This window comes from Blastococcus sp. TF02A-35 (assembly GCF_004571075.1).
GTDB lineage: Bacteria > Actinomycetota > Actinomycetes > Mycobacteriales > Geodermatophilaceae > Blastococcus.
In genome coordinates, this window is record NZ_SPQP01000004.1 from 57,144 (window position 1) to 83,041 (window position 25,898).

Below are 25,898 nucleotides of genomic sequence, written 5' to 3' on the forward strand. Positions count from 1 at the left end.
CTAGCGTCCATACCTGGACCGTAACGGCGTCCGCCGACACTTCCCGAACGGAGTCCGGATGAGCACCCCGACCTACACCGGCGACGTCGAGGTCGGTGGCCCCGCCGACGTCCGCGAGCTGCCCGGGCTGACCATCAGCAAGGTCGCCGTCAGCGAGATGGCGAACAACGCCTACCTGCTGCGCTGCACGGCGACCGGCGAGGCGCTGCTGGTGGACGCCGCGGCCGAGCCCGACACCCTGCGCTCGTTCATCGGCGACGCCGACCTGCGCACCGTCGTCACCACCCACGGGCACTGGGACCACCACCGGGCGCTGCCCGAGGTCGTCGCGGCGACCGGTGCGGTCACCGTGGCCCACCCCGCGGACGCCGCCGACCTGCCCGTGCCGGTCCAGCGGCCGGTGGAGCACGGGGACACCGTCGCGGTCGGCGAGCAGGTCCTCGAGGTGGTGCGCCTGCGCGGGCACACCCCGGGCAGCATCGCGCTGGTCTGGCGGGGCCCGGAGGACGCCGGCGTCCACGTCTTCACCGGCGACAGCCTGTTCCCGGGCGGCGTCGGCAACACCCAGCAGGACCCCGCGCGCTTCGCCAGCCTGGTCGACGACGTCGAGCAGCGGCTGTTCGGCACCCTCCCGGACGAGGCGTGGGTCTACCCCGGGCACGGCAAGGACACCACGATCGGCGCCGAGCGCCCGTCGCTGCCGGAGTGGCGCGCCCGCGGCTGGTAGCCCCGGGACGCGACGGCGGGGCCGGTCACCGGACCGGCCCCGCCGCTGTTCACTTCCGGGCCGTCAGGCGCTCTCGCGCTCGTGGTCGTGGTCGTGCACGTGGTCGTGCGCGAGACCGCCGCCGCCGCCGGCGAAGGTGCCCTCCGGCCCCGCCGGGGCCGGCAGCGTGAAGGCCGGCCCCGGGACCTTCTTGCCCGGGACGCCGTTCACGGCCTCCGTCGAGTAGCCGAAGTGCAGCATCGCGTAGGCGATCAGGTCGCTGTTCACCTCGAGGGCCCCGGCGTCGTAGTTGGCGATGTCGTCGCACGCCGCGTGGTAGCAGGGGTCGAACTGGTTCCCGGCCGTGCCGCCCCAGACGGCCTGCTGCTCCGGCGTCTTCCGCACCTCGGCGCCGGTGAAGAGCCCACCGGACGGGATGCCGCTCTGGATGAACGCCTGGTAGTCGCTGCGCCCGGAGAACTCGCTGTCGTCGTAGGGCTGCCCGACCTTGGTGTAGTAGGCCTCGTAGACGTCCTCGATCGCCTCCGAGCCCTCCGGCACGACCACCGGGGCCGGGAAGGTCGACTCGTCGGCGTCGTACACGCCCAGGTAGTAGTTCGGCGAGCCCACCATGTCGTAGTTCATGTACAGGGCGATGCGGTCGCGCTCCGCCTGCGAGAGGCCGGCGACGTAGTCGCGGGAGCCGACCAGGCCCTCCTCCTCGGCCGCCCACCACCCGAACCGCAGGGTGTTCGGCGTCTTGGACTTCGCCATCAGGAGCGCGGTCTCCAGCAGCGCGGCCGAGCCCGAGCCGTTGTCATTGATGCCCGGGCCCTCCGTCACGCTGTCGAGGTGGGCCCCGGCCATGACGACGTTGTCGACGTTCTCGCCCGGCAGCTCGGCGATCACGTTGTAGTCGGTGCGCTGCTCGGGCTCCTGCACGTCGATGAGCGCGGTGGAGCCTGCACGGGCCAGGGCCTCGCCCGCGGCGAAGCTCGTGCCGACGACCGGCCCTTCCGCCTGGAACGCGCCGAGCGTCGGGCTGACGACGCCGAGCCGGTCGCCCCCGCCGATCGTGTCGCCCTGGTTGAAGATGACCACGGCCTCGGCCCCGGCGGCCTCTGCGTTCCGGGCCTTGATCTCGAAGCTGCAGGTCCCGCGCTGGACGAGCGCGATGTCGGTGGGCCCACCGAAGTCCAGGCCCGCGAAGTCGCCGGCCTCGCAGCCGCTGCTGTTGACCCGGTCCCCGCTGAGGTTGACGTCCACGGGGATGACCGGACCGGAGAACGTGCCGTACCCCGAGCCGGTGGCGATCGCGATGGGGTGCTCGGCAGCGGTCGGCGTGACCTGGCTCAGCGTCGAGGGGCGGAAGAACGTGACCGGCACCGGGTCGAGCGTGACCGTGTACCCCGCGTTGCGCAGCAGGCCGGCGACGTAGTCGACGCTGTCCGCGTAGCCCTCGGTGCCGGCGGCTCGCGAGCCCGGGTAGACCGGGTCGGTGCTCTCGTCGGCGATCCGCTGGAACGCCTCCATGTGCTCGACGACGCCGTCGAGCGTCACGCACGTGAGCAGCTTGTCGTAGCTGTTGTTGGTGCGGTTGTCGCAGGCGTTGCCCGGTGCGGCGGTGGCCGCGGTGGCGGGCAGCGCCAGTGCCAGCAGCACTCCGCTGCTGCCCAGGGCGATGGCCCGAGCCGCCGTCCGTCGGGGGGAGGCGGTCCGTCGGTCGCTCACGCTGGATCCCTTCGATCGGTCACCGGCGACGGGTGGACCGCGCCGGGCCGACGTCGCTGTCGGCACCCGACCCTCACCCGCGCGCGCGCCGGCTGCAAAGAGGAAGGTCACGATGACCGAGCGCGAGCACAAGAGACGGTCGAATGTCAACGTGCCGCTGACCTGGGCGTTTGCCTGTGACCTGCGACACGCCGACGGGCGGGACGATGCACTGCGTCACGAACCGTGACCTTCAGTCATGCGTCGAGCGGCTCAACCGGCGGCCGGGCGCTCCGCCGTCGGTAGCCAGCGCGCCCACCAGCGCAGCACGTGCTCGAACCGGGCGAGCCGGTGCCTCGGCCGCCCGGACCGGGACAGCTCGTGCCCCTCGCCCGGGAACAGCAGCAGCTCGGAGGGGACACCCCGGCGTCGCAGCTCCACGAAGAGCCGCTGCCCCTGCTCCAGCGGCGTCCGCCAGTCCTCCTCCGAGTGGACGACCAGCGTCGGCGTGGTGATGCGCGACGCGGAGGCCATCGGGCTCTGCGCGGCGAGCCGTACCGGGTCGGTGCCGAGGTGCTGGTCGACGAAGTACCAGCCGATGTCCGCCGACCCCACGAAGCTCACCGGGTCCACCAGCGCCCGCTCGACCACCGCCGCGGCGAAGCGGTCGGTCCGGCCGAGCAGCAGCGCGGTGAGGTACCCCCCGTACGAGCCGCCCATGATCCCGACCCGGTCGCCGTCCAGCGCGGCATCGGCCAGCGCTGCGTCGAGGAAGGCCAGGACGTCGTCGGCGTCCAGCCCGCCCCAGGCGTGGCGGATGGCCCGGCCGTGGGCCGCGCCGTACCCGGAGGAGCCCCGCGGGTTGCACTGCACGACGGCGTACCCGGCGGAGACGAGGACCTGCGTCTCGTCGAAGAGGCTGCGCTCGTACTGGCGGAAGGGACCGCCGTGCACGGTCAGCAGGACCGGGTGGGGGCCCGGGCCGGGCGGCGTGGTGACCCAGCCGTGCACCGGGTAGCCGTCCGGTGCCGTCGCGGTCCGCTCCACCGGGCGGTGCAGCCGGCCGGTGGCACCGAGGTCGCGCCCGAAGCCGGTCAGCAGCCGCCGGCCGCCAGGGGTGATCGACAGCAGCTCGCCCGCCGAGCGGTCGTGCGCCACAGTGGCGACGACGACCTCGCCCGCCGCCGCGACCGCGCGCACCACGAAGGGGCCGTCCACCAGCGTCTCGGGCGCCCCGCCGCCGAGGGGCACCCGCAGCAGCTCCACCGCTCCCCGGCGCTCGACCCCGAGCAGCACCGCGTCGCCGGCCAGCACGGTCGTCGGCGTCTCGTCGCCCCGCTGGTGCTCCTCGGGGTCGAGCAGCGGTCGCAGCGGTCCGCCGTCGGCGGCCACCAGGCAGGGCACCGCCTGGCGCGCGACGACGTCCAGCCCCTCGGGCCCGAGGTCCGGGACGGCGGTGACGACGACGGCCGCGCCGTCGGCGGTCCAGGCCGGGCGCGAGCAGTCCCCGCGGCCGCCGGTGAGCAGGCGGAGCCCGCTGCCGTCCGGCGCCACGGCGTAGACGTCGCGCACCACGTCCCGCTCCGCCCGCGGGTGCCGGGCCGAGACGAAGGCCAGCTCCCCCCCGTCCGGCCGCCACGTGACGTCCGCGCAGTCCGCGGTCCCGGCGGTCACCTGCACCGGTTCCGGCAGCGGCGCCGTGTCGTCGGCGAGGTCGGCGGGCAGGTCGAGGACGAACACCTGGCTCGGCCGGTCGCCGGTGAACCCGACCCCGTCGAGCCGGTAGCGCAGGCTCGTCACCAGCCGTGGTGGCTCCGCGGCGGCGTCCGTCCGGTCGGCGGTGCCGTACCGGCCGGCTCCGGGGACGCGCGCGACGTAGGCCAGGCGACGGGAGTCCGGTGACCACACCGGGGCCCCGGCGCCCAGGGGGTGGGCGGTCAGCCGGCGCGGGGCGCCCCCGGCGGCGGGGAGGAGCAGCACCTGGGGCCGGCCGCCCGGCTCGGCGCCGAGGTAGGCCAGCCACCGGCCGTCGGGCGAGAAGGCGGGGGCGGTGTCCCGCTGCCCCGAGGTGATCGGCCGGGCGGGGGCCGAGGCGTCGGTGGGGACGGCCCAGAGCTGGCTGCGGTACTCGTCGGCCTCGAGGTCGGGCCAGCTCACGGCGACGACGGCGATGCGCCCGTCCGGTGAGACGGTCGGCGTCCCCGGCGTGCGCAGGAGCGCGAGATCGTTCGGCCGCATGATCAGGCGACGCTAACCCAGCGGCGGCCGCCCGCCCTCCGGGAGGAGGGTGGGCAGCCGCCGGGTGGACGGGTCAGCGGGTGGTGCGGCCCTCGTCGGTGGACGCGCCCTCGCCACCGGCGATCTTCGACTCGGCGGCGGCCGCCGCCTCCGGACCGCCGGTGGGGACGGACTTCGCGGTCTCCGGGTCCACGACCGGCTCGTCGACGTCGACCAGCTGGCCGCGGGTGCGGATGAGGCTGGCGACGGTGGCCACCACCAGGACGCCGAGGATGATCCCCAGCGACACCACGATCGGGATCTCCGGGACCGACTCGATGTGCTCGCCGCCGTTGATGAACGGCAGCTCGTTGGTGTGCAGCGCCTCCATCACCAGCTTGACGCCGATGAAGGCCAGGATGACGGCGAGGCCGAGCGAGAGGTAGACCAGGCGCTTGAGCAGGCCACCGAGCAGGAAGTAGAGCTGGCGCAGGCCCATCAGCGCGAACACGTTCGCGGTGAAGACGATGAACGGCTCCTTCGTGAGGCCGAAGATCGCCGGGATGCTGTCCAGCGCGAAGATCAGGTCCGTCGTCCCCAGTGCGAGGAAGACGATGATCATCGGCGTCCAGAGCTTCTTGCCGTTCTCGACCACGCGGATCTTGGCGCCGTGGAAGTCCTGGCTGATCGGCAGGACCTTCCGCATGCGGCGGATGAAGGCGTTCTCCTCGTAGTCGTCGTCCTCACCGCGGTGCCGGACGAGGTTGACCGCCGTGTACACGAGGAAGGCGCCGAAGAAGTAGAAGATCCAGGTGAACCGCTCGATGAGGGCGGCGCCGGCGAGGATGAAGATGCCGCGCAGGACCAGCGCGATGATGATGCCGACCATCAGGGCCTCCTGCTGCAGGTGCCGCGGCACCCGGAAGCGGGCCATGATGATCACGAAGACGAAGAGGTTGTCGACCGAGAGCGAGTACTCGGTCAGCCAGCCCGCGTAGAACTCGGTGGCGTACGTGCCGTTGGTGAAGACGAGCACCAGCACGCCGAAGAGCAGGGCGAGGGCGACGTAGAAGCCGACCCAGAGTCCCGCCTCCTTCATGGAGGGCTCGTGCGGACGGCGGGTGACGATGGCGAGGTCGGCGAGCAGCAGGACTGTGAGCCCCACGAACGTCGCGATCTCGAACCAGACGGGGAGCTCCACGAGGCCTCACTCTACGGGTCGACCGGCCCTGGGACGCGCCGGCGCTGGTGCGGACAGAACTCCGGCGGGACCCCCTCACGGGGGCCCCGCCGGGCCTTCGTTCAGTGCGTGGCCGCCCCGTCGGTCCGGGGCTCCGCGCTCACGGGCACCGGCTCGGCGGAGCCGGTCCCCTCGGTGCCCCGGGGCAGGTCCCGGGAACCACCGTGCCGGCCGGCGACCGCCCGCTCCGCACGGTCCCTGCGGCTCTTGGCGAGGCTGGCCACCGTGGTGACGACCAGCGTCACGAGGATGACCGACAGCGACAGCCAGGTGGGCACCTCGGGGATCAGGGTCACGTGCTCACCACCGTTGACGAACGGCAGCTCGTTGGTGTGCAGCGCGTGGATCACCAGCTTGGCGCCGATGAACCCGAGGATGACCGCCAGCCCGTAGGACAGGTAGACCAGGCGGTCGAGCAGCCCGTCGATGAGGAAGAACAGCTGGCGCAGGCCCAGCAGCGAGAACGCGTTGGCCGTGAAGACCAGGTAGGTCTCCTGGGTCAGGCCGAAGATCGCCGGGATCGAGTCGACGGCGAAGATCACGTCGGCGGTGCCGATGGCCAGCAACGCGATGGCCAGCGGGGTGATGAGCCGGCGGCCGTCGACCCGGACGGTCATCCGGTCGCCGTGGTACTCGTCGGTCGTCGGCAGCACGCGCCGGGCGAACCGCAGGACGGCGTTCTCCTTGTAGTCCTCGTCGCCGCTGTGACCGCCGCTGCGGGCCTGCACCCACGCGGTCCAGATCAGGATGGCGCCGAAGAGGTAGAAGACCCAGCTGAAGTTCTCGATGGCGGCGGCGCCGACGAGGATGAAGACGGTGCGCAGCGCGAGCGCGAAGGTGATGCCGAAGAGCAGCACCTTCTGCTGGAGCTCCCGGGGCACCCCGAAGCTCGCCATGATCAGGACGAAGACGAAGAGGTTGTCGACCGACAGGCTCTTCTCGGTGATGTAGCCGGCGAAGTACTCGCCGGCGAACTGCGCACCGGAGAAGACCAGCACGAGGACGCCGAAGACCACGGCGAGGCCGACGTAGACCGCCGACCAGATGGCCGACTCACGCAGCGACGGCGCGTGCGGCGTGCGCACGTGGCCGACGAAGTCGAAGACGAGCATCGCCATGATCGCGGCGACGGTGATACCCCACACCCACATGGGCACGTCCATGCACAAACCTCCGGAGACTGGCAGTCGTCAGTGTCCGAAGGTCTCTTCCGCCGCCGGCTGGAAGCCGGTGGCCGACGGTGCCGGATCCCGGGCTGCGAGGCCCGGTCTCGTACTGACGACACCGCCGCGGAGGAATACTCCCCTTCGCATCCGTTCACGGTCAGGCGTCATCGCCGCCGGTCACGGTGCCGCCACTCTACCGTGCGCGGCCCGCACTCCGGCCCAGGCCGCGCCGATCGCCCGTCCGCGGACCCCGGATCTCACCCGGCGTGGGGAGCCGGCGCCGGCGACCCGGCTCCGGTCAGGCGTGCGCGGCGTCGAACTGGCGCAGCTCCTTCTTCAGCTCGTTGAGCTCGTCGCGCAGCCGGGCGGCCACCTCGAACTGCAGCTCCCGCGCAGCGGCGAGCATCTGCTCGTTCATCTGCGTGATGAGGTCGGCGAGCTCGTTGCGCGGCAGCCCCTGGACGTCGATGGCACCGGCCTTGCCGGCCTTCTTCGACGACAGCCCCGGCACCGGCGACTTCCCGCGGGACTGCTGGCGCCCCGAGCCGCCCAGCAGCTCCCCGGCGTCGGAGTCCTCCGCCTCCCGGTAGATGCCCTCGAGGATGTCGACGATCTTCTTCCGCAGCGGCTGCGGGTCGACACCCCGCTCGAGGTTGTAGGCGATCTGCTTCTCGCGCCGGCGCTCGGTCTCCTCGATGGCCTGGGCCATCGACGGGGTGATCTTGTCCGCGTACATGTGCACCTGGCCGGACACGTTGCGCGCCGCGCGGCCGATGGTCTGGATCAGCGACTTGCCCGACCTGAGGAAGCCCTCCTTGTCGGCGTCGAGGATCGCCACCAGCGACACCTCGGGCAGGTCCAGGCCCTCGCGCAGCAGGTTGATGCCGACCAGCACGTCGTACTCGCCCTGCCGCAGCTCGCGCAGCAGCTCCACCCGGCGCAGGGTGTCGACCTCCGAGTGCAGGTACCGGACCTTGATGCCCAGCTCCAGCAGGTAGTCGGTCAGGTCCTCGGCCATCTTCTTGGTCAGCGTGGTGACCAGGATCCGCTCGTCCTTCTCGACGCGGACCCGGATCTCGTGCACGAGGTCGTCGATCTGGCCCTTGGTCGGCTTGACGACGACCTCGGGGTCGACCAGCCCGGTCGGGCGGATGACCTGCTCGACCACCTCACCGCCGGTGCGGCCGAGCTCGTAGTCGCCGGGGGTCGCCGACAGGTAGACGGTCTGGCCGATGCGGTCGGTGAACTCCTCCCACTTCAGCGGGCGGTTGTCCATGGCCGACGGCAGCCGGAAGCCGTGCTCGACGAGCGTCCGCTTCCGGCTCATGTCGCCCTCGTACATGCCGCCGATCTGCGGCACGGTCACGTGCGACTCGTCGACGACCAGGAGGAAGTCGTCCGGGAAGTAGTCGATGAGGCAGGCACCGGCGGAGCCGGGCGTGCGGCCGTCGATGTGCCGCGAGTAGTTCTCGATGCCGGAGCAGAAGCCGACCTGGCGCATCATCTCGATGTCGTAGGTCGTGCGCATGCGCAGCCGCTGGGCCTCCAGCAGCTTGCCCTGCTTCTCCAGCTCCGCCAGCCGCTGCTCCAGCTCTGCCTCGATGCCGCGGATCGCCCGCTCCATGCGGTCGGGGCCGGCGACGTAGTGGCTCGCCGGGAAGACGAACAGCTCCTGGACCTCCCGCACGACCTCGCCGGTGAGCGGGTGCAGGTAGTACAGCCGCTCGACCTCGTCGCCGAACATCTCGATGCGGACGGCGAGCTCCTCGTACACCGGGAAGACCTCGATCGTGTCGCCCCGCACCCGGAACGTGCCGCGGGTGAAGGAGAGGTCGTTGCGCGTGTACTGCTCGGTGACCAGGGTGCGCAGCAGCTCGTCGCGGTCGCGCTCCTCCCCCACCGAGATCTTCAGCGCGCGGTCCACGTACTCCTCCGGCGTCCCGAGGCCGTAGATGCAGGAGACGGTGGCCACGACGACGACGTCGCGCCGGGTCAGCAGGCTGTTGGTGGCCGAGTGCCGCAGCCGCTCGACCTCCTCGTTGATCGAGGAGTCCTTCTCGATGTAGGTGTCGGTCTGCGGGACGTAGGCCTCGGGCTGGTAGTAGTCGTAGTACGAGACGAAGTACTCGACGGCGTTGTTCGGCAGGAGCTCGCGGAACTCGTTGGCCAGCTGCGCGGCGAGGGTCTTGTTCGGCGCCATGACCAGCGTCGGGCGCTGCACCTGCTCGATCAGCCAGGCGGTGGTCGCCGACTTGCCGGTCCCCGTGGCCCCGAGCAGGACGACGTCCTTCTCCCCCGCGTTCACCTTCTCGGCCAGCGCCTTGATCGCCGCGGGCTGGTCACCCGCGGGCTCGTACTCGCTGACTACGCGGAAACGCCCCTGGGTGGGCCGGAGGTCGGTGGTCGTGCGCACCCCACGAAAGTACGTCGGCGGTGTGACAGAACGCGTCCCGAGCGCGCTCGTGCGACCCGTGGTGCACCCGCGAGCCGAGGGGCAGGGCGGGTACTTGTCTCCTCCCGCGGACTTCCCTAGCGTGCCTGGTCGCAGGAGCGGTCACCATCGGGTACCAGCGCCACCCGGGCCCCCACCCGGGCGAGGTCGGTGCCCGCTGCGCGTGGCCGCCCCGGCGGCGGGGGCGCTGCGGCGCCCCTGCCGGACCTGCGCACGACGCCCCCTGCGGCCCTGCCGCCGGGGGCGTCGTCGTCTGCGCGCCGACCAGGCAACTCGGGGCGGACGGGTCCCGTGGGACGGCCGTCAGGACTCACACCGCGTCCAGGTGTGGCGGGGCCCTCGCGCGGGCAACGGGTCACCGTCGCCCGTCCCGGTCGGCCGCGCCAGCACGCGCGCCGGCCCGGCCCCCAGCCCTCGGGGCCCCATGCAGGAGGAACTCCACACGATGACCCAGGTATGGCCCGGTAGTGCCTACCCCCTCGGCGCCACCTACGACGGCACCGGCACCAACTTCGCGATCTTCAGCGAGGTGGCCGAGAAAGTCGAGCTGTGCCTGTTCGACGAGCAGGGCAACGAGGAGCGCATCCGGCTCCCCGAGATGGACGGCTACGTCTGGCACGCCTTCCTCCCCGGCATCCACCCCGGGCAGAGGTACGGCTTCCGCGTACACGGCCCCTACGAGCCGGAGCAGGGCCTGCGCTGCAACCCGAACAAGCTGCTGCTCGACCCGTACGCCAAGGCGGTCGACGGCCAGATCGACTGGGACCCGTCGGTCTTCGGCTACGACTTCGAGACCAAGGAGCGCAACGACGACGACTCCGCGGCGCACATGCCGAAGTCCGTCGTCGTCAACCCCTACTTCGACTGGGGCGTGGACCGCCCGCCGAAGACCCCCTACAACAAGACGGTCATCTACGAGGCCCACGTCAAGGGCCTGACCATGACCAACCCGAGGATCCCCGAGGAGCTGCGCGGCACCTACGCCGGCGTCGCGCACCCGGCGACGATCGAGCACCTGCAGGAGCTCGGCATCACCGCGATCGAGCTGCTGCCGGTGCACCAGTTCGTGCAGGACGACACCCTGCAGCAGAAGGGCCTGCGCAACTACTGGGGCTACAACACGATCGGCTTCTTCGCGCCGCACAACGAGTACGCCCAGGCGAGCAACGGCCAGCAGGTGCAGGAGTTCAAGGGCATGGTCCGGGCCCTGCACGAGGCGGGCATCGAGGTCATCCTCGACGTCGTCTACAACCACACCGCCGAGGGCAACCACCTGGGCCCGACGCTGTCGTTCAAGGGCATCGACAACCGGACGTACTACCGGCTGGTCGAGGGCGACGAGCAGTACTACATGGACACCACCGGCACCGGGAACTCGCTCAACGTCCGCGTCCCGCAGTCGCTGCAGCTGATCATGGACTCGCTGCGGTACTGGGTCACCGAGATGCACGTCGACGGCTTCCGCTTCGACCTCGCCTCCACCCTGGCCCGCCAGTTCCACGAGGTCGACCGGCTGTCGGCGTTCTTCGACCTGGTGCACCAGGACCCCGTCGTCAGCCAGGTGAAGCTCATCGCCGAGCCGTGGGACATCGGCGACGGCGGCTACCAGGTCGGCAACTTCCCGGCCCTGTGGACCGAGTGGAACGGCAAGTACCGCGACACCGTCCGCGACTTCTGGCGCGGTGAGGGCGGGACGATCGGCGAGTTCGCCGACCGCATCTCCGGCTCGGCCGACCTGTACCAGCACTCGGGCCGCCGCCCGGTCGCCAGCATCAACTTCGTCACCGCCCACGACGGCTTCACGATGAAGGACCTCGTCTCCTACAACGAGAAGCACAACGAGGCCAACGGCGAGGGCAACAACGACGGCGAGAGCCACAACCGCAGCTGGAACTGCGGCGTCGAGGGCGAGACCGACGACCCGGAGGTCCTGCACCTGCGGGCCCGCCAGCAGCGGAACTTCATCGCCACGCTGATGCTCAGCCAGGGCGTGCCGATGCTGCTGCACGGCGACGAGCTGGGCCGCTCGCAGGGCGGCAACAACAACGGCTACTGCCAGGACTCCGAGCTCACCTGGATCGACTGGGACAACGTCGACGAGGGGCTGCTGGAGTTCACCAAGAAGGTGACGCAGCTGCGCTGCGACCACCCGACGTTCCGCCGTCGCCGGTTCTTCCACGGCCGTCCCGTGCCCCGCGGGCTGGGCGAGCCGGTGCCGGACATCGCCTGGCTGACCCCCGAGGGCGACGAGATGGGCGACGAGGACTGGGACGTCGGCTACGCCAAGTCCCTGGCCGTCTACCTGAACGGCGTGGGCATCCGGGAGACCGACGAGCGCGGCGAGTACGTCAAGGACGACCACTTCTACCTGGCGTTCAACGCCTCCGACCAGCCGATCGAGTTCACCCTCCCCGGCGAGGACTACTGCCAGGGGTGGACGACGGTCCTCGACACCGCCGAGATGGGCGAGGTCGAGCCGGTCGAGCTGAAGCCGGGCGAGACGGTCACCGTCGACGGCCGGGCGATCGTCGTGCTGACCGGGCCGTCGGCGTGACCGGCCCGGTCCTGGCTCCGGACGAGGAGCCGCGCCGGGGCGTGCCCTCGGCGACCTACCGGCTGCAGGTGCACGCGGGCTTCCGGCTGCAGGACGCCGCGGAGCTGGCCGGCTACCTGGCCGACCTCGGCGTCTCGCACGCCTACTCCTCCCCCCTGCTGCGCTCGGCCGAGGGCAGCAACCACGGCTACGACACCGTGGACCACGCCCACATCGACGAGGCGCGGGGCGGGCAGGAGGGCTTCGACCGGCTCGTCGGCGCGCTGCACGAGCACGGCCTCGGCCTGGTGCTGGACCTGGTGCCCAACCACATGGGCGTCGACGACCCGGCCGCCGCACCGTGGTGGTGGGACGTCCTCCAGCACGGCCAGAGGTCCGCGCACGCCGGCGCCTTCGACATCGACTGGGAGGTCGGGGGCGGCAAGGTCCGCATCCCGGTGCTCGGGTCGGCGGACGACGTCGAGAAGCTGGAGGTGGTGGACGGGGAGCTGCGCTACTACGACAACCGCTTCCCGATCGCGCCGGGCACCGAGGGCGGGACCCCCCAGGAGGTGCACGCCCGCCAGAACTACGAGCTGGTCGACTGGCGGCGCGCGGACTCCGACCTGAACTACCGGCGGTTCTTCGCGATCAACACCCTCGCCGGCCTGCGGGTCGAGGACCCCGCCGTCTTCGACGCCACGCACGAGCTGGTGCTGCGGCTCGTGCACGAGGGCGCCGTCGACGGTCTGCGGATCGACCACCCGGACGGGCTGGCCGACCCGAAGGGCTACCTCGACCGCCTGGCCGAGGCGTCGGACGACCGGTGGACGGTCGTCGAGAAGATCCTGGAGCCCGGCGAGGACCTGCCGGAGTCCTGGCGGACGGCGGGGACGACCGGGTACGACGCGCTCGCCGAGGTCGACGAGGTGCTGGTCGACCCGGCCGGCGAGCCTGCGATCACCGCCCTGGACACCGAGCTGGCCGGCACGCAGGTCGACTACGCGGAGCTGGTGCGGAGGTGCAAGCGCGAGGTCACCGACGGGATGCTCGGCTCGGAGGTCGCCCGCCTGGTGCGGGTGATCGGTGAGCTGCCCGGCGTCGACCGGGAGCAGCAGACCGAGGCGCTGGCCGAGCTGCTGGCGAGCTTCCCGGTCTACCGCAGCTACCTGCCCGACGGTCGCGAGCACCTGGACACCACGGTGGCCGCGGTGCGCGAGCGCCGGCCCGACCTGACCGCGGCGCTCGACGCCCTGCACCCGGTGCTCTCCCAGGCCGGCACCGAGGCGGCGACCCGGTTCGAGCAGACCAGCGGCCCGGTCATGGCCAAGGGCGTGGAGGACAGCGCCTACTACCGGTGGGCGCGGTTCGTGGCGCTCAACGAGGTCGGCGGCGACCCGGCCGAGTTCGGCACCTCGGTCGCGGAGTTCCACGAGGCGCAGCAGCGACGGCTGGAGAAGCGCCCGCGGTCGATGACCACGCTGTCCACGCACGACACCAAGCGCAGCGAGGACGTGCGGGCCCGGCTGGCGGTGCTGGCCGAGATCCCGAGCGAGTGGGCGCAGCTGGTGCGCGGCTGGCTGTCCCGGCACCCGCTGGCCGACCGCTCCCTGGCGCACCTGGTGTGGCAGAACCTCGTGGGCGCCTGGCCGCTCTCCCGCGAGCGGGCGCACGCCTACGTGGAGAAGGCCGCCCGCGAGGCCGGCACCTCGACCACCTGGACCAACCCGGTGCAGGAGTTCGAGGAGCAGCTGCACGCGCTGGTCGACGCCGCCTACGACGACCCGACGACGACGGCGGAGATCGAGGCGTTCGTCGCCCGCATCGCGCCGCTGGGCCGGTCGAACTCGCTGAGCCAGAAGCTCCTGCAGCTCACGATGCCGGGCGTCCCCGACGTCTACCAGGGCACCGAGCTGTGGGACTACTCGCTGGTCGACCCGGACAACCGCCGTCCGGTGGACTACGCGCTGCGCCGGGAGCTGCTGGCCCGGCTCGACGCCGGTGAGGTGCCCGGGGTCGACGAGACCGGCGCGGCCAAGCTGCTCGTCGTGTCCCGGGTGCTGCGCGCGCGGCGGGACCACCCGGAGTGGTTCGCGGGCTACTCCCCCGTGCAGGTCACCGGCTCGGGCGCCGACCACGTGGTCGCGTTCGACCGGGGCTTCGAGGACGCCGACGGCGTGGTCGTCGTGGCCACCCGGCTGCCCGCGAAGCTGGCGGAGCAGGGCTGGGGCGACACCGCCGTCCAGCTGCCCAACGGCGCCTGGCGGGACCTGCTCACCGGTGAGCGGGTGGTCTCCGACGTGGCCGGCATCGCCGCCGACGCCCTGCTCGCGAAGCTCCCGGTCGCCCTCCTCGTCCGCGACTGACCAAGGACCCCCGCCCGCTCGGGCCGGCCCCCTCGCAGGGACCCGGCCCGAGCGGAGCGAGGGTCGGGGGGCGAGGGGGTCCTTTCAGAAGCGGATCGCGTCGATGACCTTGGCGCGGACCGCGATGATCGCGGGCAGCAGGCCGGCCAGCGCGCCGACGGCGGTCGCGGCGAGCATCCCCTCGACCGCCGCGGCGACCGGGAAACCGGGGGCGTCGGCGAGCGGGATGCCGTCGTTGAACAACCGCTCGATCGGCAGGTTGCGCACCAGCACGACCGCGGCACCGACCGCCGCCACGCCCGCGAGCGCCGTGGCGCAGACGCTCTCCAGCATCACCGCGGAGAACACCCGGCCGGAGGTGGCCCCGAAGCTGCGGCGGACGCCGATCTCGCGGATCCGCTGGCGCACGGTGACCAGGCCGATGTTGAGCACGCCCAGCCCGCCGAGCACCAGGACGACGATCCCGGCGCCGCGGATGGCCAGCCGCAGCGTGGCCATGGTCTCCTCCATGCCCTCGACGTCCTGCCGGTAGGCGTCGACCTGCGCCCCGTCGAGCGCCAGCCCGAGGTCCCGCTCGACGGTCTCCATGACCTGGTCTGCCTGGTCCGGGCCGACCCACAGCTCGAGGTTGGTCGGCCCGCCGTACATCGCCTGCACCGGGTCGACCGTGCCGGCCTCGCCCCAGGGCCCTCCGGAGCGGTCGACCCGGTAGGCGACGAGCTCGGTGCCGTAGCCCTCGCGGACCACGCCGACGATGGTGGCGGTCACCGGCGTCGGCCCGCCGAGCACCACGGTCGGCCGGGAGCCCAGGTCGGGGACGCCGAGCGCCTCCATGAACGCCTCGTTCACGACCAGCGCCGGGCTCAGCGAGGTCCGGTCGCCCTCGCGGAACCAGCGCCCCTGGACCGGCTCCTTGCGGTGCAGCTCGCCGTAGGAGGGCGACACCCGGATCGTCTGCACCCGCTGGGTGCCACCGGGGAGCCGGTACAGCCCCTCGCCGTAGGCCATGTTCGCCGAGGTGGTGATCCCGTATCGCTCGACCAGCTCGGCGACCGCCGCATCCCACTCCTCGGCCGCCGGGGGCATGCCGGTCATCGGGTCGAAGGCCTGGACGACGATCGTCGCCGACCGGCCACCCGTGCGCTCGGCGTTCTCCTGCTGCACCTGCGCGACGATCAGGCCGAGCGCCGTCACGGTGGTCATGGCGAACACCGCGAGGAAGACGCCGACCAGCGAGAGCAGCACCCGGCTCTTGTGGACGCGGACCTCGTCCCACGCCTCCGAGAGCGCGCCGAGGACGCCGGTCACACCGTCCCCCGGTCCGCCGTCGCGGCGCCGAGGGAGCCGGCCTCGACCAGGGGCGAGAGCCGGCCGCCGTCCAGCCGGTAGCGCCGGCTCGCGAGCGCGGCCACGGACAGGTCGTGGGTGATCGTGATCAGCGCCGCGCCGTTCTCCGCGGTGGCCTGGGCCAGCAGCGCCATGACCTGGGCGCCGGTCTCGACGTCGAGGGCGCCGGTCGGCTCGTCGGCGAGCACCACCCGCGGGGCGCGCACCAGCGCGCGGGCGATGGCCACCCGCTGCTGCTCGCCACCGGAGAGCCGCTCGGGCACCTGGTCGGCCCGGGCACCGAGACCCACCCGGTCGAGCATCTCGGCGGCGGTCCGGCGCCGGCGGAGGAAGTCACGGCCCCGGGCGTAGAGCAGCGGGGCCGCGACGTTCTCCACTGCGGTGCGCCGCGGCAGGAGGTTGAACTGCTGGAAGACGAACCCGAAGACCTCGCCCCGCAGCCGCGACCGCCGGCGGGTCCGCAGGTGGTCGGTCGGCTCCCCGTCGAGCAGGTAGGTGCCGTCGGTCGGGCTGTCCAGCAGCCCCAGGATGTTCAGCAGCGTCGACTTGCCCGACCCCGAGCGCCCCACGATCGACACGTGCTCGCCGGGTGCGACCTCGAGGTCGACGCCGGTGAGGATCGGCAGGAGGCTCCCGTCCGGCAGGTCGACCTGCCGGCTGATGCCGCTCAGCTGCAGCAGGCTCATCCGAAGGGCCCGCCCATCATCTGGTCGTCGACGGTGTCGTCGGGCACCGGGATGAACTGCAGCACCTGCTCGCCCTCGGCCAGGCCCTCGCGCACCTCGATCTGGTCGCCGTCGCTGAGGCCGAGCACCACGGGCCGCTCCTCCTCGGTGCCGTCCTCCCCGACGACCCAGACGTTGCCCTGCTGCACCGACCCCTGGACGGCGGTGATGGGCACGACCAGCACGTCCTCGGCGGTACCGGCGTTCACCGCGACCGTGGCCGCCATGCCCGCGAAGACGGTCGCCCCTGCGGGGACGGCGCAGCGGGCGGTGGTGCCTCCCGATGCCTGCGGTGGCCCGAACCCGCCGCCGGCCCCCTCGTCCCCGCCGGGCGAGGCCGGGGCCGCGCCCAGGGTCAGGCCGGTGCAGGTGAACGGCGCGGGGCCGCCCTCGACGGTGACCTCCGCGGTCGACGGCGGCGCGAGCAGGCGGAACTGCTCGGCCTGGGTCAGGCTCGCGGTGACCGAGAGGCTGCCGGGAGAGATCTCGCCGATCTTGTCCCCCACGGCCACGACCTGGTCGACGAGGGCGTCCATCGCGGAGACCGTGCCGCCGCTGGGGGCGGCGACCGTGACGGTGCGGACCCGGGGCGGCCGGGGCGTGACCGTCGGGTTGCCCTCGGCGTCGGTGCCCGTGGTCGGCTGGAGCTGCTCCTCCACCCGAATCTCCAGCAGCCCCTGCCCGGCCGTGACGGTCGTCCCCTTGCCTGCCAGGACCCGGCGGACCGTGCCCGCGGCGGTGGCTCGGACCGGCACCGGGTCGTCGGCCACGACGGTGCCGCTGACCGACACGGTGTTGGCGACGGTGCCGCGCGCGACGGGGATGGTCGGCGAGGTGAGGTCGAGCACCGGCGCGCCCGGGCCGGCGGCGGGCTCGGTGCCGCTGCCACCACGGAAGGCGAGCACGACCAGCGCGACCGCGATCACCGACCAGACGAGCAACCGCAGCGCGGGGAAGACGAGGGTGCGGACCGTTCCCACAGGGGCCTCCGACCGATAGGGCACCGAGCGGTACCGGTGGCGCGGGACGATAGCGGGTGAGCACCCGGTCACGGCCCGTTTCCGTCGCGGCACGCGGACGGCCCTCCGCGGGTGAGCAGCAGTGATCCCGGTCCGGCGATGGTTGGGCTGCCCCAACGCGGGCAGAACCCCTGCGCTCCCGCCGTCCCCCGTCATCGGAGGCTCCCGCATGCCCGCTCCTGTCGAGTTCGCCGTCTGGGCGCCCCTGCCCCAACGCGTGCGAGTGCAGGTCGACGGCACCGTCCACGACATGCGGAGGGACGACGGCGGCTGGTGGCGGGCCGAGGTCGAGGCCCGCCCGGACGCCGACTACGGGTTCCTGCTCGGCGACGACGACGCTCCGCGCCCCGACCCCCGCTCGCGCCGCCAGCCCGAGGGCGTGCACGGGCTGTCCCGCCGCTTCGACCCGTCGGCGTACGCCTGGGGCGACTCCGCCTGGACCGGCCGTCCGCTGGCCGGCGGAGTGGTCTACGAGATGCACATCGGGACGTTCACCCCCGAGGGCACGCTCGACTCGGCGATCGAGCGGCTGGACCACCTGGTCGACCTCGGCGTCGACTTCGTCGAGCTGCTGCCGGTCAACGCCTTCAACGGCACCCACAACTGGGGCTACGACGGCGTGCTCTGGTACGCCGTGCAGGAGACCTACGGCGGCCCCGAGGCCTACCAGCGGTTCGTCGACGCCTGCCACCAGCGCGGCCTCGGCGTCATCCAGGACGTGGTCTACAACCACCTCGGCCCGTCGGGGAACTACCTGCCGCTGTTCTTCCCGGTCTTCGCCGAGGGCGGGTCGAACACCTGGGGCGACTCGATCAACCTCTCCGGCCCGGACTCCGACGAGGTCCGCCGCTACATCCTCGACAACGTGCTGATGTGGCTGCGCGACATGCACGTCGACGGCCTGCGCCTGGACGCCGTCCACGCGCTGGTCGACGAGCGCGCCACCCCGATCCTCGAGCAGATGTCGACCGAGGTGGACACGCTCTCGGTCGCCGTCGGCCGGCCGCTGACGCTCATCGCCGAGAGCGACCTCAACGACCCCCGGATGGTCACCCCGCGCGCCGCCGGCGGGAGCGGCATCCACGCGCAGTGGAGCGACGACTTCCACCACGCGCTGCACACCACGCTGACCGGCGAGGGGCAGGGCTACTACGCCGACTTCGCCGAGGCGGGCCTCGGCGGGCTGGCCAAGACGCTCACCGGCGCGTTCTTCCACGACGGCAGCTGGTCGAGCTTCCGGAAGCGCTCGCACGGCCGCCCGGTGGACACCGCGCGGCTGCCCGGCTGGAAGTTCCTCGGCTACCTGCAGGACCACGACCAGATCGGCAACCGCGCCACCGGCGACCGGATCTCCGAGACCCTTTCCCCCGGCCTGCTGGCCGTCGGCGCGACGCTGGTGCTCACCGCGCCCTTCACGCCGATGCTTTTCATGGGCGAGGAGTGGGGCGCCCGCACGCCGTGGCAGTTCTTCACCAGCCACCCCGAGCCCGAGCTGGGCGAGGCGACGGCGAAGGGGCGGATCGGCGAGTTCGCCGAGCACGGCTGGGACCCCGAGACCGTGCCGGACCCCCAGGACCCGGAGACCTTCACCCGCTCCAAGCTCGACTGGGCGGAGCCGACGAAGGAGCCGCACGCCCGGCTGCTCGGGATCACCAAGACGCTCCTGGCGCTGCGCAAGCAGCACCCCGACCTGGTCGACCCCGACCTGTCCGCCGTCGAGGTCAGCTGGGACGACGAGGACCGGACGATGACGGTGCACCGCGGAGCGCTGCGGGTGGTAGCCAACCTGGCCGACGGGCCGCGCGAGGTCGCCCTGGACCGCGCCGCGACCGGCGTGGTCTTCTCCACCGGTGACGAGCCGACACTGGACGGGACGACCGTGACGCTCCCCGCGGAGAGCGCGGCGATCCTGAGCACCCGCTGACGTGCGGCGGCTGTTCCCCGACCAGGCCGAGCTCGACGACGACGGCCTGGTCGAGGCCTACCGCTGCCCGCCGGGGCGCTGGCTCCGGATGGACTTCATCGCCTCGCTCGACGGCGCCATCACCGTCGACGGGGTGAGCGAGGGCCTGGGGTCGCCGGGCGACCGGCGGGTGTTCCGCGTGCTGCGCGCGCTGGCCGACGTCGTCCTCGTCGGCCACGGCACCGCGGCGGCGGAGGGCTACCACCCGGTGCTGCTCGGGTCCGCCGTCGGCCGGCTCCGGGAGTCGCTCGGCCGCAGCCCGACGATGCCGGTCGCGGTGGTCTCCCGCCGGGCGTCGCTGGACCCGGCGAGCGGCCTGGTCGCCGATGCGGTCTCCCCCACGATCCTGGTGACCTGCGGCGCGTCCGACGCCGGCCGGCGGGCAGCGCTCGCGGCCGCCGGCGTCGACGTGCTGGTCTGCGGGGACGACGACGTCGACCTGCCGGCCGCGCTCGACGCGCTCGCCGACCGCGGGCTGGAGCAGGTGACCTGCGAGGGCGGGCCGCAGCTCCTGCGCACCGCGCTCGCCGCCGGGGTGGTCGACGAGCTGGACCTGTCGGTCTCGCCGGCCCTGGTGGGCGGCGAGACCCGGCTGCTCGACGACGCCCTCGGCGGTGCGGTCCGGCTGTCGCTGCGCCAGGTGCTCGAGGAGGACGGGATGCTGTTCACCCGCTACGCGGTGGGCGGCCCCCCGGCCCGGTGACCGGTCACCCGTGGCGGAGGACCTCGCCCACGGCGACCGCGACGGCGCCCACCCCGATGACCTCGGCCAGCATCGCCGCGATGAGCAGCCATGCCTTGACGTCGTTCATCGCCCTGGCGCGCTTGAGCATCTTCACCCGGGTGCCGGTGATCAGCTTGAGCGCGTGCTCGCGGCCCTTGGACCACAGGACGCGCAGCTCGTCCGCGGTGTCCCCGAGCGCGGCGTTCGCGTAGGGCAGCGGCACGTTCGTCAGCAGGGCGAGCAGCGCGGCCACCGCGAACGCGACGAGAGCCACCCCCAGCGGGCCGCCCGCCTGCCGCGGCAGGTCGAAGCCCTCGGCGCCGCTCACGAGCGCGGTGAGGCCGAAGAGCAACGTGGCCAGCGCCCCGCTGGTGGTGATGACGGCCAGCCCGCGCTGCTCCAGCGACGCCTTGCGGGCCTCCTGGGCCTGGCTCAGGCCGGAGAAGTACTCGGCGTACTCGGTGCCGACATCGACGGAGTCACCGCTCTCGGACATCGTCGGTGCGCGAGGGACGCCGGTCCGCGTCCCGCCCGGGCTCGTCACCACCGTGCGCGAACTCGCTCTCGTGGCTCCTGCTCTCGCGCTGGGACTCGAGCGAGCTCGTGGTCACCAGGCCCTCGAACGGGTCGTTCTCGTCGGACTCGCTCATCGCCCGCTCCCTTGGGTGAAGGACCTGGAGGCTAGCGGAGCGGCCGTGGCCACGCCATCGGCGCGACGGCCCCGCTCGCGAGCCGGGTCAGCGGACCACGACCACCGTCCCGCGGACCGGGCTGCCGTCCGCCCCGGCCCACTCGGCGGTCACCGACCCCGCCCCCGGCTGCTCGTCGTTGGCCGGCTGGAGCACCCGGACGAGGTCCAGCGCGAGCTGCCGCCCGCCGTCGGCCGCGAGCGTCACCGTCGTCCGCTCGGCCTCGTCCTCGGTGACCCGCAGCGGCGTCACGCCGGTCACCGCGTCGAGGGTCCAGCGCCGCTGGACCGAGGGGTCAGGGGTGTCGCTCTCGCTCTGGTGCTGGGCCTCGGCCTGCCCGGACAGGAACGCCAGCAGCTGGGCCGCCGCCGCCGGGTCGTAGGCGGCGTCGTAGATCCAGCGCGTGCCCAGGACACCGTGCTCGGAGGTCCCCAGCAGCCCGGGCTCCGCCCCCGGCAGCGCGGCACCGCGGTAGCTCAGCGGCGTGAAGTAGGTGGTCCCGTCGGCGTCGTGGACGACCATGAACTCCAGCCCCACCTTGCCGGCCGGGTCGTCGAGCCGGAAGCCGCCGGCCCGGGCCAGCTGCGGGGCGCCGGTCCCCCGGTACCAGGGCCGGCCCGGCAGCCACCCGGTCAGCAGCTCCAGCTTGGTCGGGGCCATCGTCGTCCGGTGGATCGTCGCCATGCCCGCACCCTGCCACGCCCGCGGGCGCCGTGGACCTCGGCCCCGGCTGCTTGACTGGCCGGCATGGATCTCCCCGTGCAGCCGCCGGTGAAGCCGATGCTGGCCAAGGCCGCGACCAAGGTGCCGACCGGCGACGAGTGGTTCTACGAGCCGAAGTGGGACGGCTTCCGCTGCATCGTCTTCCGGGACGGCGACGAGGTGGAGCTGGGCAGCCGCAACGAGCGCCCGCTGACCCGCTACTTCCCCGAGGTGGTCGCCGCGGTCAAGGAGAACCTGCCGGAGCGGTGCGTGGTCGACGGCGAGATCATCGTGCCCCGCGGCGACCGCCTGCACTTCGAGGCGCTGCTGCAGCGCATCCACCCCGCAGAGTCCCGGATCAACCTGCTGGCCGAGCAGACGCCGGCCTCGTTCGTCGCCTTCGACCTGCTCGCGCTGGGCGACGAGCCGCTGCTGGAGTCGCCGTTCGCGCAGCGCCGCGCCCGTCTGGAGGACGCCCTGTCCGGCATCCGCCCGCCGGTGTACCTGACCAGCGTCACCCGCGACGCGGCGACCGCGCAGCGCTGGTTCGAGACCTTCGAGGGCGCCGGCCTCGACGGCGTCGTCGCCAAGTCCGCCGACCTGCCCTACGGGCCGGACCAGCGGCTGATGACCAAGGTGAAGCACGTGCGCACCGCGGACTGCGTGGTCGCCGGGTTCCGCTGGCACAAGAGCGGCCCCATCGTCGGCTCGCTGCTGCTGGGGCTCTACTCCGACGGGGAGCTGCAGCACATCGGCGTCGCGGCGTCCTTCCCGATGAAGCGCCGGGCCGAGCTGGTCGAGGAGCTGGCGCCCTACCGCGCCGAGGCCCTGGACGGGCACCCGTGGCAGGACTGGGCCAACGCCCAGGTGCAGGCCGACGGCGAGCAGCGCATGCCCGGCGCGGTCAGCCGGTGGAACGCGAAGAAGGACCTCTCCTGGGTGCCGCTGCGCCCCGAGCTGGTGGTCGAGATCAAGTACGACCAGCTCGAGGGGCGACGACTTCGTCACACCGGCCAGTTCCTCCGCTGGCGCCCCGACCGCGACCCCCGCAGCTGCACGTACGACCAGCTCGACGTGCCGGTTCGCTACGACCTCGGCGAGGTCCTCGACGGCTGACACGCGGTCACGACGGCGCCGGAGAGGTCCCCCGATGGGGCGCGCGCGCCTGCAGCGGGCGCTCGCGCCTCCTAGTCTCGTGATCATGCGTCTGAACCGAGGCCTCCCGGCCGTCGCGTCCAGCCTGCTGCTCGCCCTCCCCCTGGCGCTGGCCGGCTGCACCTCGTTCGGCGAGGGTTCCGAGGAGCCCGCCGCCGCCAGCGCCACCCCCACGGAGGTGGAGGCGGCCCCGATCGAGTGGAGCGACTGCGACGCCCAGATCCAGCCGCTGATCGAGGGCCAGCCCGGCAGCGAGCGGGACCTGCTCTTCGAGTGCGGCCGCACCGAGGTGCCGATCAGCTACGACGAGCCCGCCGGCGCGACGCTGCCGCTGTTCCTCGTGCGCGCCACCCCCGCCGGCCAGACCGAGCGGATCGGCTCCCTGGTGGTCAACCCGGGCGGGCCCGGCGGCTCCGGCGCCGACGCCGCCATCGGGCTGGCGCTCACCCTCCCCCAGGACGTCCTGGGCCGCTTCGACATCGTCGGCTTCGACCCGCGCGGCGTCGGCCTCTCCACGCCGGTGGACTGCATCCCCGCCGAGCTCAAGGACCGGGTGATCGCCTCGGAGCCGCGGCCCACCACCGCCGAGCAGCTTGACGACGTGTTCGCCCTCTCCCGCGAGATGGCCGACGGCTGCGCCGAGGAGTACGGCGACGCCCTGGGCACGTTCAACACCGTGGACACCGCGCGGGACATGGAGCAGCTGCGCAAGTCCCTGGGTGACGAGCAGCTGACCTACCTCGGCTACTCCTACGGCACCACGCTCGGCTCGACCTACGCCGAGCTCTTCCCCGACCGGGTGCGGGCCATGGTGCTCGACGCCGCCGTCGACCCGGACACCGACGTCGTCGCCGACGCCGAGGCCAGCGCCGCCGGCTTCGAGGCGGGCTTCGACGCGTTCGCCGAGAACTGCAAGGGCCTCATCGCCGGCTGCCCGCTGGGCGACGACCCGCGCCGGTTCCTGGAGGAGCTGCTCGCGCAGGCCGGCGGCGCCCCCGTCCCGAGCAGCGAGGAGGGCGAGACCCGGCAGGCGACGCCGGGCGTCGTCCTCACCGCCGTGCAGGCCGCGCTGTACGACACCGCCTCGTGGCCGCAGCTCGCGCAGGGCCTGCGGGCCGCCCGCGACGGCGACGCCAAGGCGCTGTTCTCCCTGGCCGACGAGCTCACCGGCCGCCTGGAGGACAACTCCTACTCGAACCTGCTCGACGCCAACCTGGCGGTGAACTGCGCCGACACCGACGAGGTGGTCGAGGAGACCGAGGTCCGCCGGCTGGTCGCGGAGTGGAGCCAGGCCTACCCGCTCTTCGGGGCGGGCTCGGCGGCCGGGCTGTTCACCTGCTCGGTGTGGGACGCCGAGCGGACGCCGGTCCCCGAGCGCGACGCCGCGGGCAGCGCGCCGATCCTCGTCGTCGGGAACCAGGGCGACCCGGTCACCCCGCTGCCCGGAGCCGTGGACATGGCGGAGGACCTGGAGTCCGGCGTGCTGCTGACCTGGCAGGGTCAGGGGCACACGGCCTACCCCAAGACCGACTGCATCACCGCGGCCGTGAACGCCTACCTGATCGACCTGGTGGCACCGCAGGACGGGCTGACCTGCCCGGCCTGACCCCCGGCTGAGCGAGCGGAGCGGCTTGATGGCCAGCAGCAAGGACGCCGTCGTCCTCGACGTCGACGGTCACGAGGTGCGGGTCTCCAACCCGGAGAAGCCGTACTTCGCCGAGAAGGGCGTGCGCAAGATCGACGTCGTCGAGTACTTCGTCGCCGTCGGCGAGGGCATCCTGTTCGCCCTCGAGGACCGGCCGACGACGCTCGAGCGCTGGCCCGGCGGCGTGTTCGAGGGGGCCCGGATCTCGACCCGCGTGGACAACACCGGCGACGCGTTCTACCAGAAGCGGGTGCCCAAGAACGCCCCGCCGTGGGTGCCGACGGCGCACATCACGTTCCCCAGCGGGCGCACCGCCGACGAGATCGCGCCGGACTCGGTCGCCGTCGTCGCGTGGTGCGCGAACCTCGGGACGCTGACGTTCCACCCCTGGCCGGTGAGCAAGGCCGACGTCGAGTCCCCGAACCAGATCCGCATCGACCTCGACCCCCAGCCGGGCACCGACTTCTCCGACGCGGTGTGGGTGGCCCCGCACGTGCGCGAGCTGCTGCACGAGTTCGGCATGGAGGGCTGGCCGAAGACCTCGGGGGGACGCGGCGTGCACATCTACGTGCCGATCCTGCCGCGGTGGACGTTCACCGACGTCCGCCGGGCGGTCATCGCCTTCGGCCGCGAGCTGGAACGCCGCCTCCCGGACCGCGTGACGATGTCGTGGTGGAAGGAGGAGCGCGGCGAGAAGATCTTCATCGACTACAACCAGATGGCCCGGGACCGCACGATCGCCTCGGCGTACTCCATCCGGCCCAAGCCGCACGCCCCGGTCTCGGCACCGGTGGACTGGGACGAGCTGCCCGACGTCTCGCCGTTCGACTTCGACGTCCTGACCATGCCGGCCCGGTTCCGGGAGGTCGGCGACAAGCACGCCGGCCTGGCCGACCACGCCTTCGACATCTCGGGCCTGCTGGAGCTCGCGGAGAAGCAGGAGAGGGACGCCGGCCTCGGCGACCTCCCCTATCCCCCCGACTACCCGAAGATGCCGGGCGAGCCGATGCGGGTGCAGCCCAGCCGCGCCCGGAAGCCGGCCGCGGCGGAGGGCTGACGCCGCCTCACTCCGCGGCGGCGCGCTCCTCGCGCAGCGCCTGGAACACCCGGCGGCGCAGCGAGTCGCTGTCGCCCTCCGGCACGTCGAGGAACCGCACGGACAGCAGCCAGCGCGGGCCCTGGACCGTCTGGCGCACGATCTCGCCCCGCAGGTGCACCGTGCGCTCCCGGAGGTCGACGCCGACCTGGATCTTGGCGCCGTTGTCCGGCGGCAGGCCCCAGCCGTCGACCAGCGCCCGCAGGCCGGCCTCGCTGAGGTCCACGGTGTGACCGGACAGCATGCCGTCCGACCACGGCATGGTCACGGGCACCTCGACCCGCGCCCGGACCGCGCGCCGGCGCTGGCTGCGCTCCGCGGGGCCGGTCGCCGTCAGGTTCCAGAGGACGTCCTCGCCCTCGTCGTCCAGGCCGGTGATCTTGGCCGGGAGCGTCCGCTCCTCGTAGCCGGCGACCCAGTAGAGCTCGACGGAGTCCCCGGGC

General features: G+C 72.9%; 20 protein-coding genes. 8 read left to right on the forward strand and 12 right to left on the reverse strand.

Features of this window, described 5'->3' with window-relative positions:
- Nucleotides 1-58 precede the first annotated feature (58 nt).
- Nucleotides 59-727: an MBL fold metallo-hydrolase gene (locus E4P43_RS02840; protein ID WP_135143920.1), complete on the forward strand. Its 669-nt coding sequence runs from the start codon at nt 59-61 to the stop codon at nt 725-727.
- Between the two features lie 63 nt (nt 728-790).
- On the opposite strand, the gene E4P43_RS02845 is transcribed toward E4P43_RS02840, so the two are convergent.
- The 5 genes from E4P43_RS02845 to uvrB form a co-directional block, all read right to left on the reverse strand.
- The gene (locus tag E4P43_RS02845) at nt 791-2,437 is read right to left on the reverse strand and encodes a M20/M25/M40 family metallo-hydrolase (RefSeq protein WP_167759037.1); all 1,647 of its coding nucleotides are present in this window, start codon (nt 2,435-2,437) and stop codon (nt 791-793) included.
- 252 nt (nt 2,438-2,689) lie between these two features.
- Complete coding sequence (locus E4P43_RS02850) at nt 2,690-4,654, reverse strand: S9 family peptidase (RefSeq protein ID WP_135143921.1); 1,965 nt, start codon at nt 4,652-4,654, stop codon at nt 2,690-2,692.
- Nucleotides 4,655-4,727: 73 nt separating this feature from the next.
- Nucleotides 4,728-5,834, reverse strand: a complete 1,107-nt coding sequence (locus E4P43_RS02855) for a TerC family protein (protein WP_135143922.1) — start codon at nt 5,832-5,834, stop codon at nt 4,728-4,730.
- A gap of 101 nt (nt 5,835-5,935) precedes the next feature.
- Nucleotides 5,936-7,036: a TerC family protein gene (locus E4P43_RS02860; protein WP_135143923.1), complete on the reverse strand. Its 1,101-nt coding sequence runs from the start codon at nt 7,034-7,036 to the stop codon at nt 5,936-5,938.
- A gap of 301 nt (nt 7,037-7,337) precedes the next feature.
- Nucleotides 7,338-9,452: an excinuclease ABC subunit UvrB gene (uvrB, locus tag E4P43_RS02865; protein WP_135143924.1), complete on the reverse strand. Its 2,115-nt coding sequence runs from the start codon at nt 9,450-9,452 to the stop codon at nt 7,338-7,340.
- Nucleotides 9,453-9,936: 484 nt separating this feature from the next.
- On the opposite strand from uvrB, the gene glgX reads away from it, so the two are divergent.
- Entirely contained in the window at nt 9,937-12,045 is a 2,109-nt protein-coding gene (gene glgX / locus E4P43_RS02870) for a glycogen debranching protein GlgX (protein ID WP_135143925.1), read from the forward strand.
- On the forward strand, nt 12,042-14,390 hold the full coding sequence (treY, locus tag E4P43_RS02875; RefSeq protein WP_135143926.1) for a malto-oligosyltrehalose synthase: 2,349 nt from the start codon (nt 12,042-12,044) through the stop codon (nt 14,388-14,390). The genes glgX and treY overlap by 4 nt, the downstream gene beginning before the upstream one ends.
- Nucleotides 14,391-14,474: 84 nt before the next feature.
- On the opposite strand, the gene E4P43_RS02880 is transcribed toward treY, so the two are convergent.
- The 3 genes from E4P43_RS02880 to E4P43_RS02890 are packed head-to-tail and all read right to left on the reverse strand — an operon-like array spanning nt 14,475 to nt 17,442.
- Entirely contained in the window at nt 14,475-15,698 is a 1,224-nt protein-coding gene (locus tag E4P43_RS02880; RefSeq protein ID WP_135143927.1) for an ABC transporter permease, read from the reverse strand.
- The gene (locus tag E4P43_RS02885) at nt 15,695-16,423 is read right to left on the reverse strand and encodes an ABC transporter ATP-binding protein (protein ID WP_135143928.1); all 729 of its coding nucleotides are present in this window, start codon (nt 16,421-16,423) and stop codon (nt 15,695-15,697) included. Before E4P43_RS02885 ends, E4P43_RS02880 begins: the two co-directional genes overlap by 4 nt.
- Complete coding sequence (locus tag E4P43_RS02890) at nt 16,420-17,442, reverse strand: efflux RND transporter periplasmic adaptor subunit (RefSeq protein WP_135143929.1); 1,023 nt, start codon at nt 17,440-17,442, stop codon at nt 16,420-16,422. The genes E4P43_RS02885 and E4P43_RS02890 overlap by 4 nt, the downstream gene beginning before the upstream one ends.
- A 208-nt stretch (nt 17,443-17,650) precedes the next feature.
- Here E4P43_RS02890 and treZ point away from each other — a divergent pair, with 208 nt between their 5' ends.
- Together treZ and E4P43_RS02900 are read left to right on the forward strand one after the other, a co-directional pair.
- Nucleotides 17,651-19,405: a malto-oligosyltrehalose trehalohydrolase gene (gene treZ / locus E4P43_RS02895; protein ID WP_135143930.1), complete on the forward strand. Its 1,755-nt coding sequence runs from the start codon at nt 17,651-17,653 to the stop codon at nt 19,403-19,405.
- A gap of 1 nt (nt 19,406) precedes the next feature.
- Nucleotides 19,407-20,147 carry a dihydrofolate reductase family protein gene (locus tag E4P43_RS02900; RefSeq protein WP_167759038.1) on the forward strand — a complete coding sequence of 247 codons (741 nt, stop codon included), beginning with the start codon at nt 19,407-19,409 and terminating at the stop codon, nt 20,145-20,147.
- A 4-nt stretch (nt 20,148-20,151) separates the two neighbouring features.
- Here E4P43_RS02900 and E4P43_RS02905 read toward each other — a convergent pair whose 3' ends face one another.
- From E4P43_RS02905 to E4P43_RS02910, 3 genes are all read right to left on the reverse strand, one after another.
- Nucleotides 20,152-20,664, reverse strand: coding sequence for a hypothetical protein (locus E4P43_RS02905; RefSeq protein WP_135143931.1), 513 nt, complete (start codon nt 20,662-20,664; stop codon nt 20,152-20,154).
- Nucleotides 20,648-20,818, reverse strand: a complete 171-nt coding sequence (locus E4P43_RS19740) for a hypothetical protein (RefSeq protein WP_167759039.1) — start codon at nt 20,816-20,818, stop codon at nt 20,648-20,650. Before E4P43_RS19740 ends, E4P43_RS02905 begins: the two co-directional genes overlap by 17 nt.
- A gap of 87 nt (nt 20,819-20,905) precedes the next feature.
- Complete coding sequence (locus E4P43_RS02910; RefSeq protein WP_135143932.1) at nt 20,906-21,541, reverse strand: 1,4-alpha-glucan branching protein; 636 nt, start codon at nt 21,539-21,541, stop codon at nt 20,906-20,908.
- Nucleotides 21,542-21,604: 63 nt separating this feature from the next.
- Here E4P43_RS02910 and E4P43_RS02915 point away from each other — a divergent pair, with 63 nt between their 5' ends.
- The 3 genes from E4P43_RS02915 (at nt 21,605) to E4P43_RS02925 (ending at nt 25,416) form a co-directional block, all read left to right on the forward strand.
- Nucleotides 21,605-22,675, forward strand: coding sequence for an ATP-dependent DNA ligase (locus E4P43_RS02915; RefSeq protein ID WP_135143933.1), 1,071 nt, complete (start codon nt 21,605-21,607; stop codon nt 22,673-22,675).
- Nucleotides 22,676-22,760: 85 nt separating this feature from the next.
- Nucleotides 22,761-24,320, forward strand: coding sequence for an alpha/beta hydrolase (locus tag E4P43_RS02920; protein WP_135143934.1), 1,560 nt, complete (start codon nt 22,761-22,763; stop codon nt 24,318-24,320).
- 28 nt (nt 24,321-24,348) lie between these two features.
- On the forward strand, nt 24,349-25,416 hold the full coding sequence (locus E4P43_RS02925) for a DNA polymerase domain-containing protein (RefSeq protein WP_135143935.1): 1,068 nt from the start codon (nt 24,349-24,351) through the stop codon (nt 25,414-25,416).
- A gap of 7 nt (nt 25,417-25,423) precedes the next feature.
- Here E4P43_RS02925 and E4P43_RS02930 read toward each other — a convergent pair whose 3' ends face one another.
- On the reverse strand, nt 25,424-25,834 hold the full coding sequence (locus E4P43_RS02930) for a PilZ domain-containing protein (protein WP_348522091.1): 411 nt from the start codon (nt 25,832-25,834) through the stop codon (nt 25,424-25,426).
- Nucleotides 25,835-25,898 lie beyond the last annotated feature (64 nt).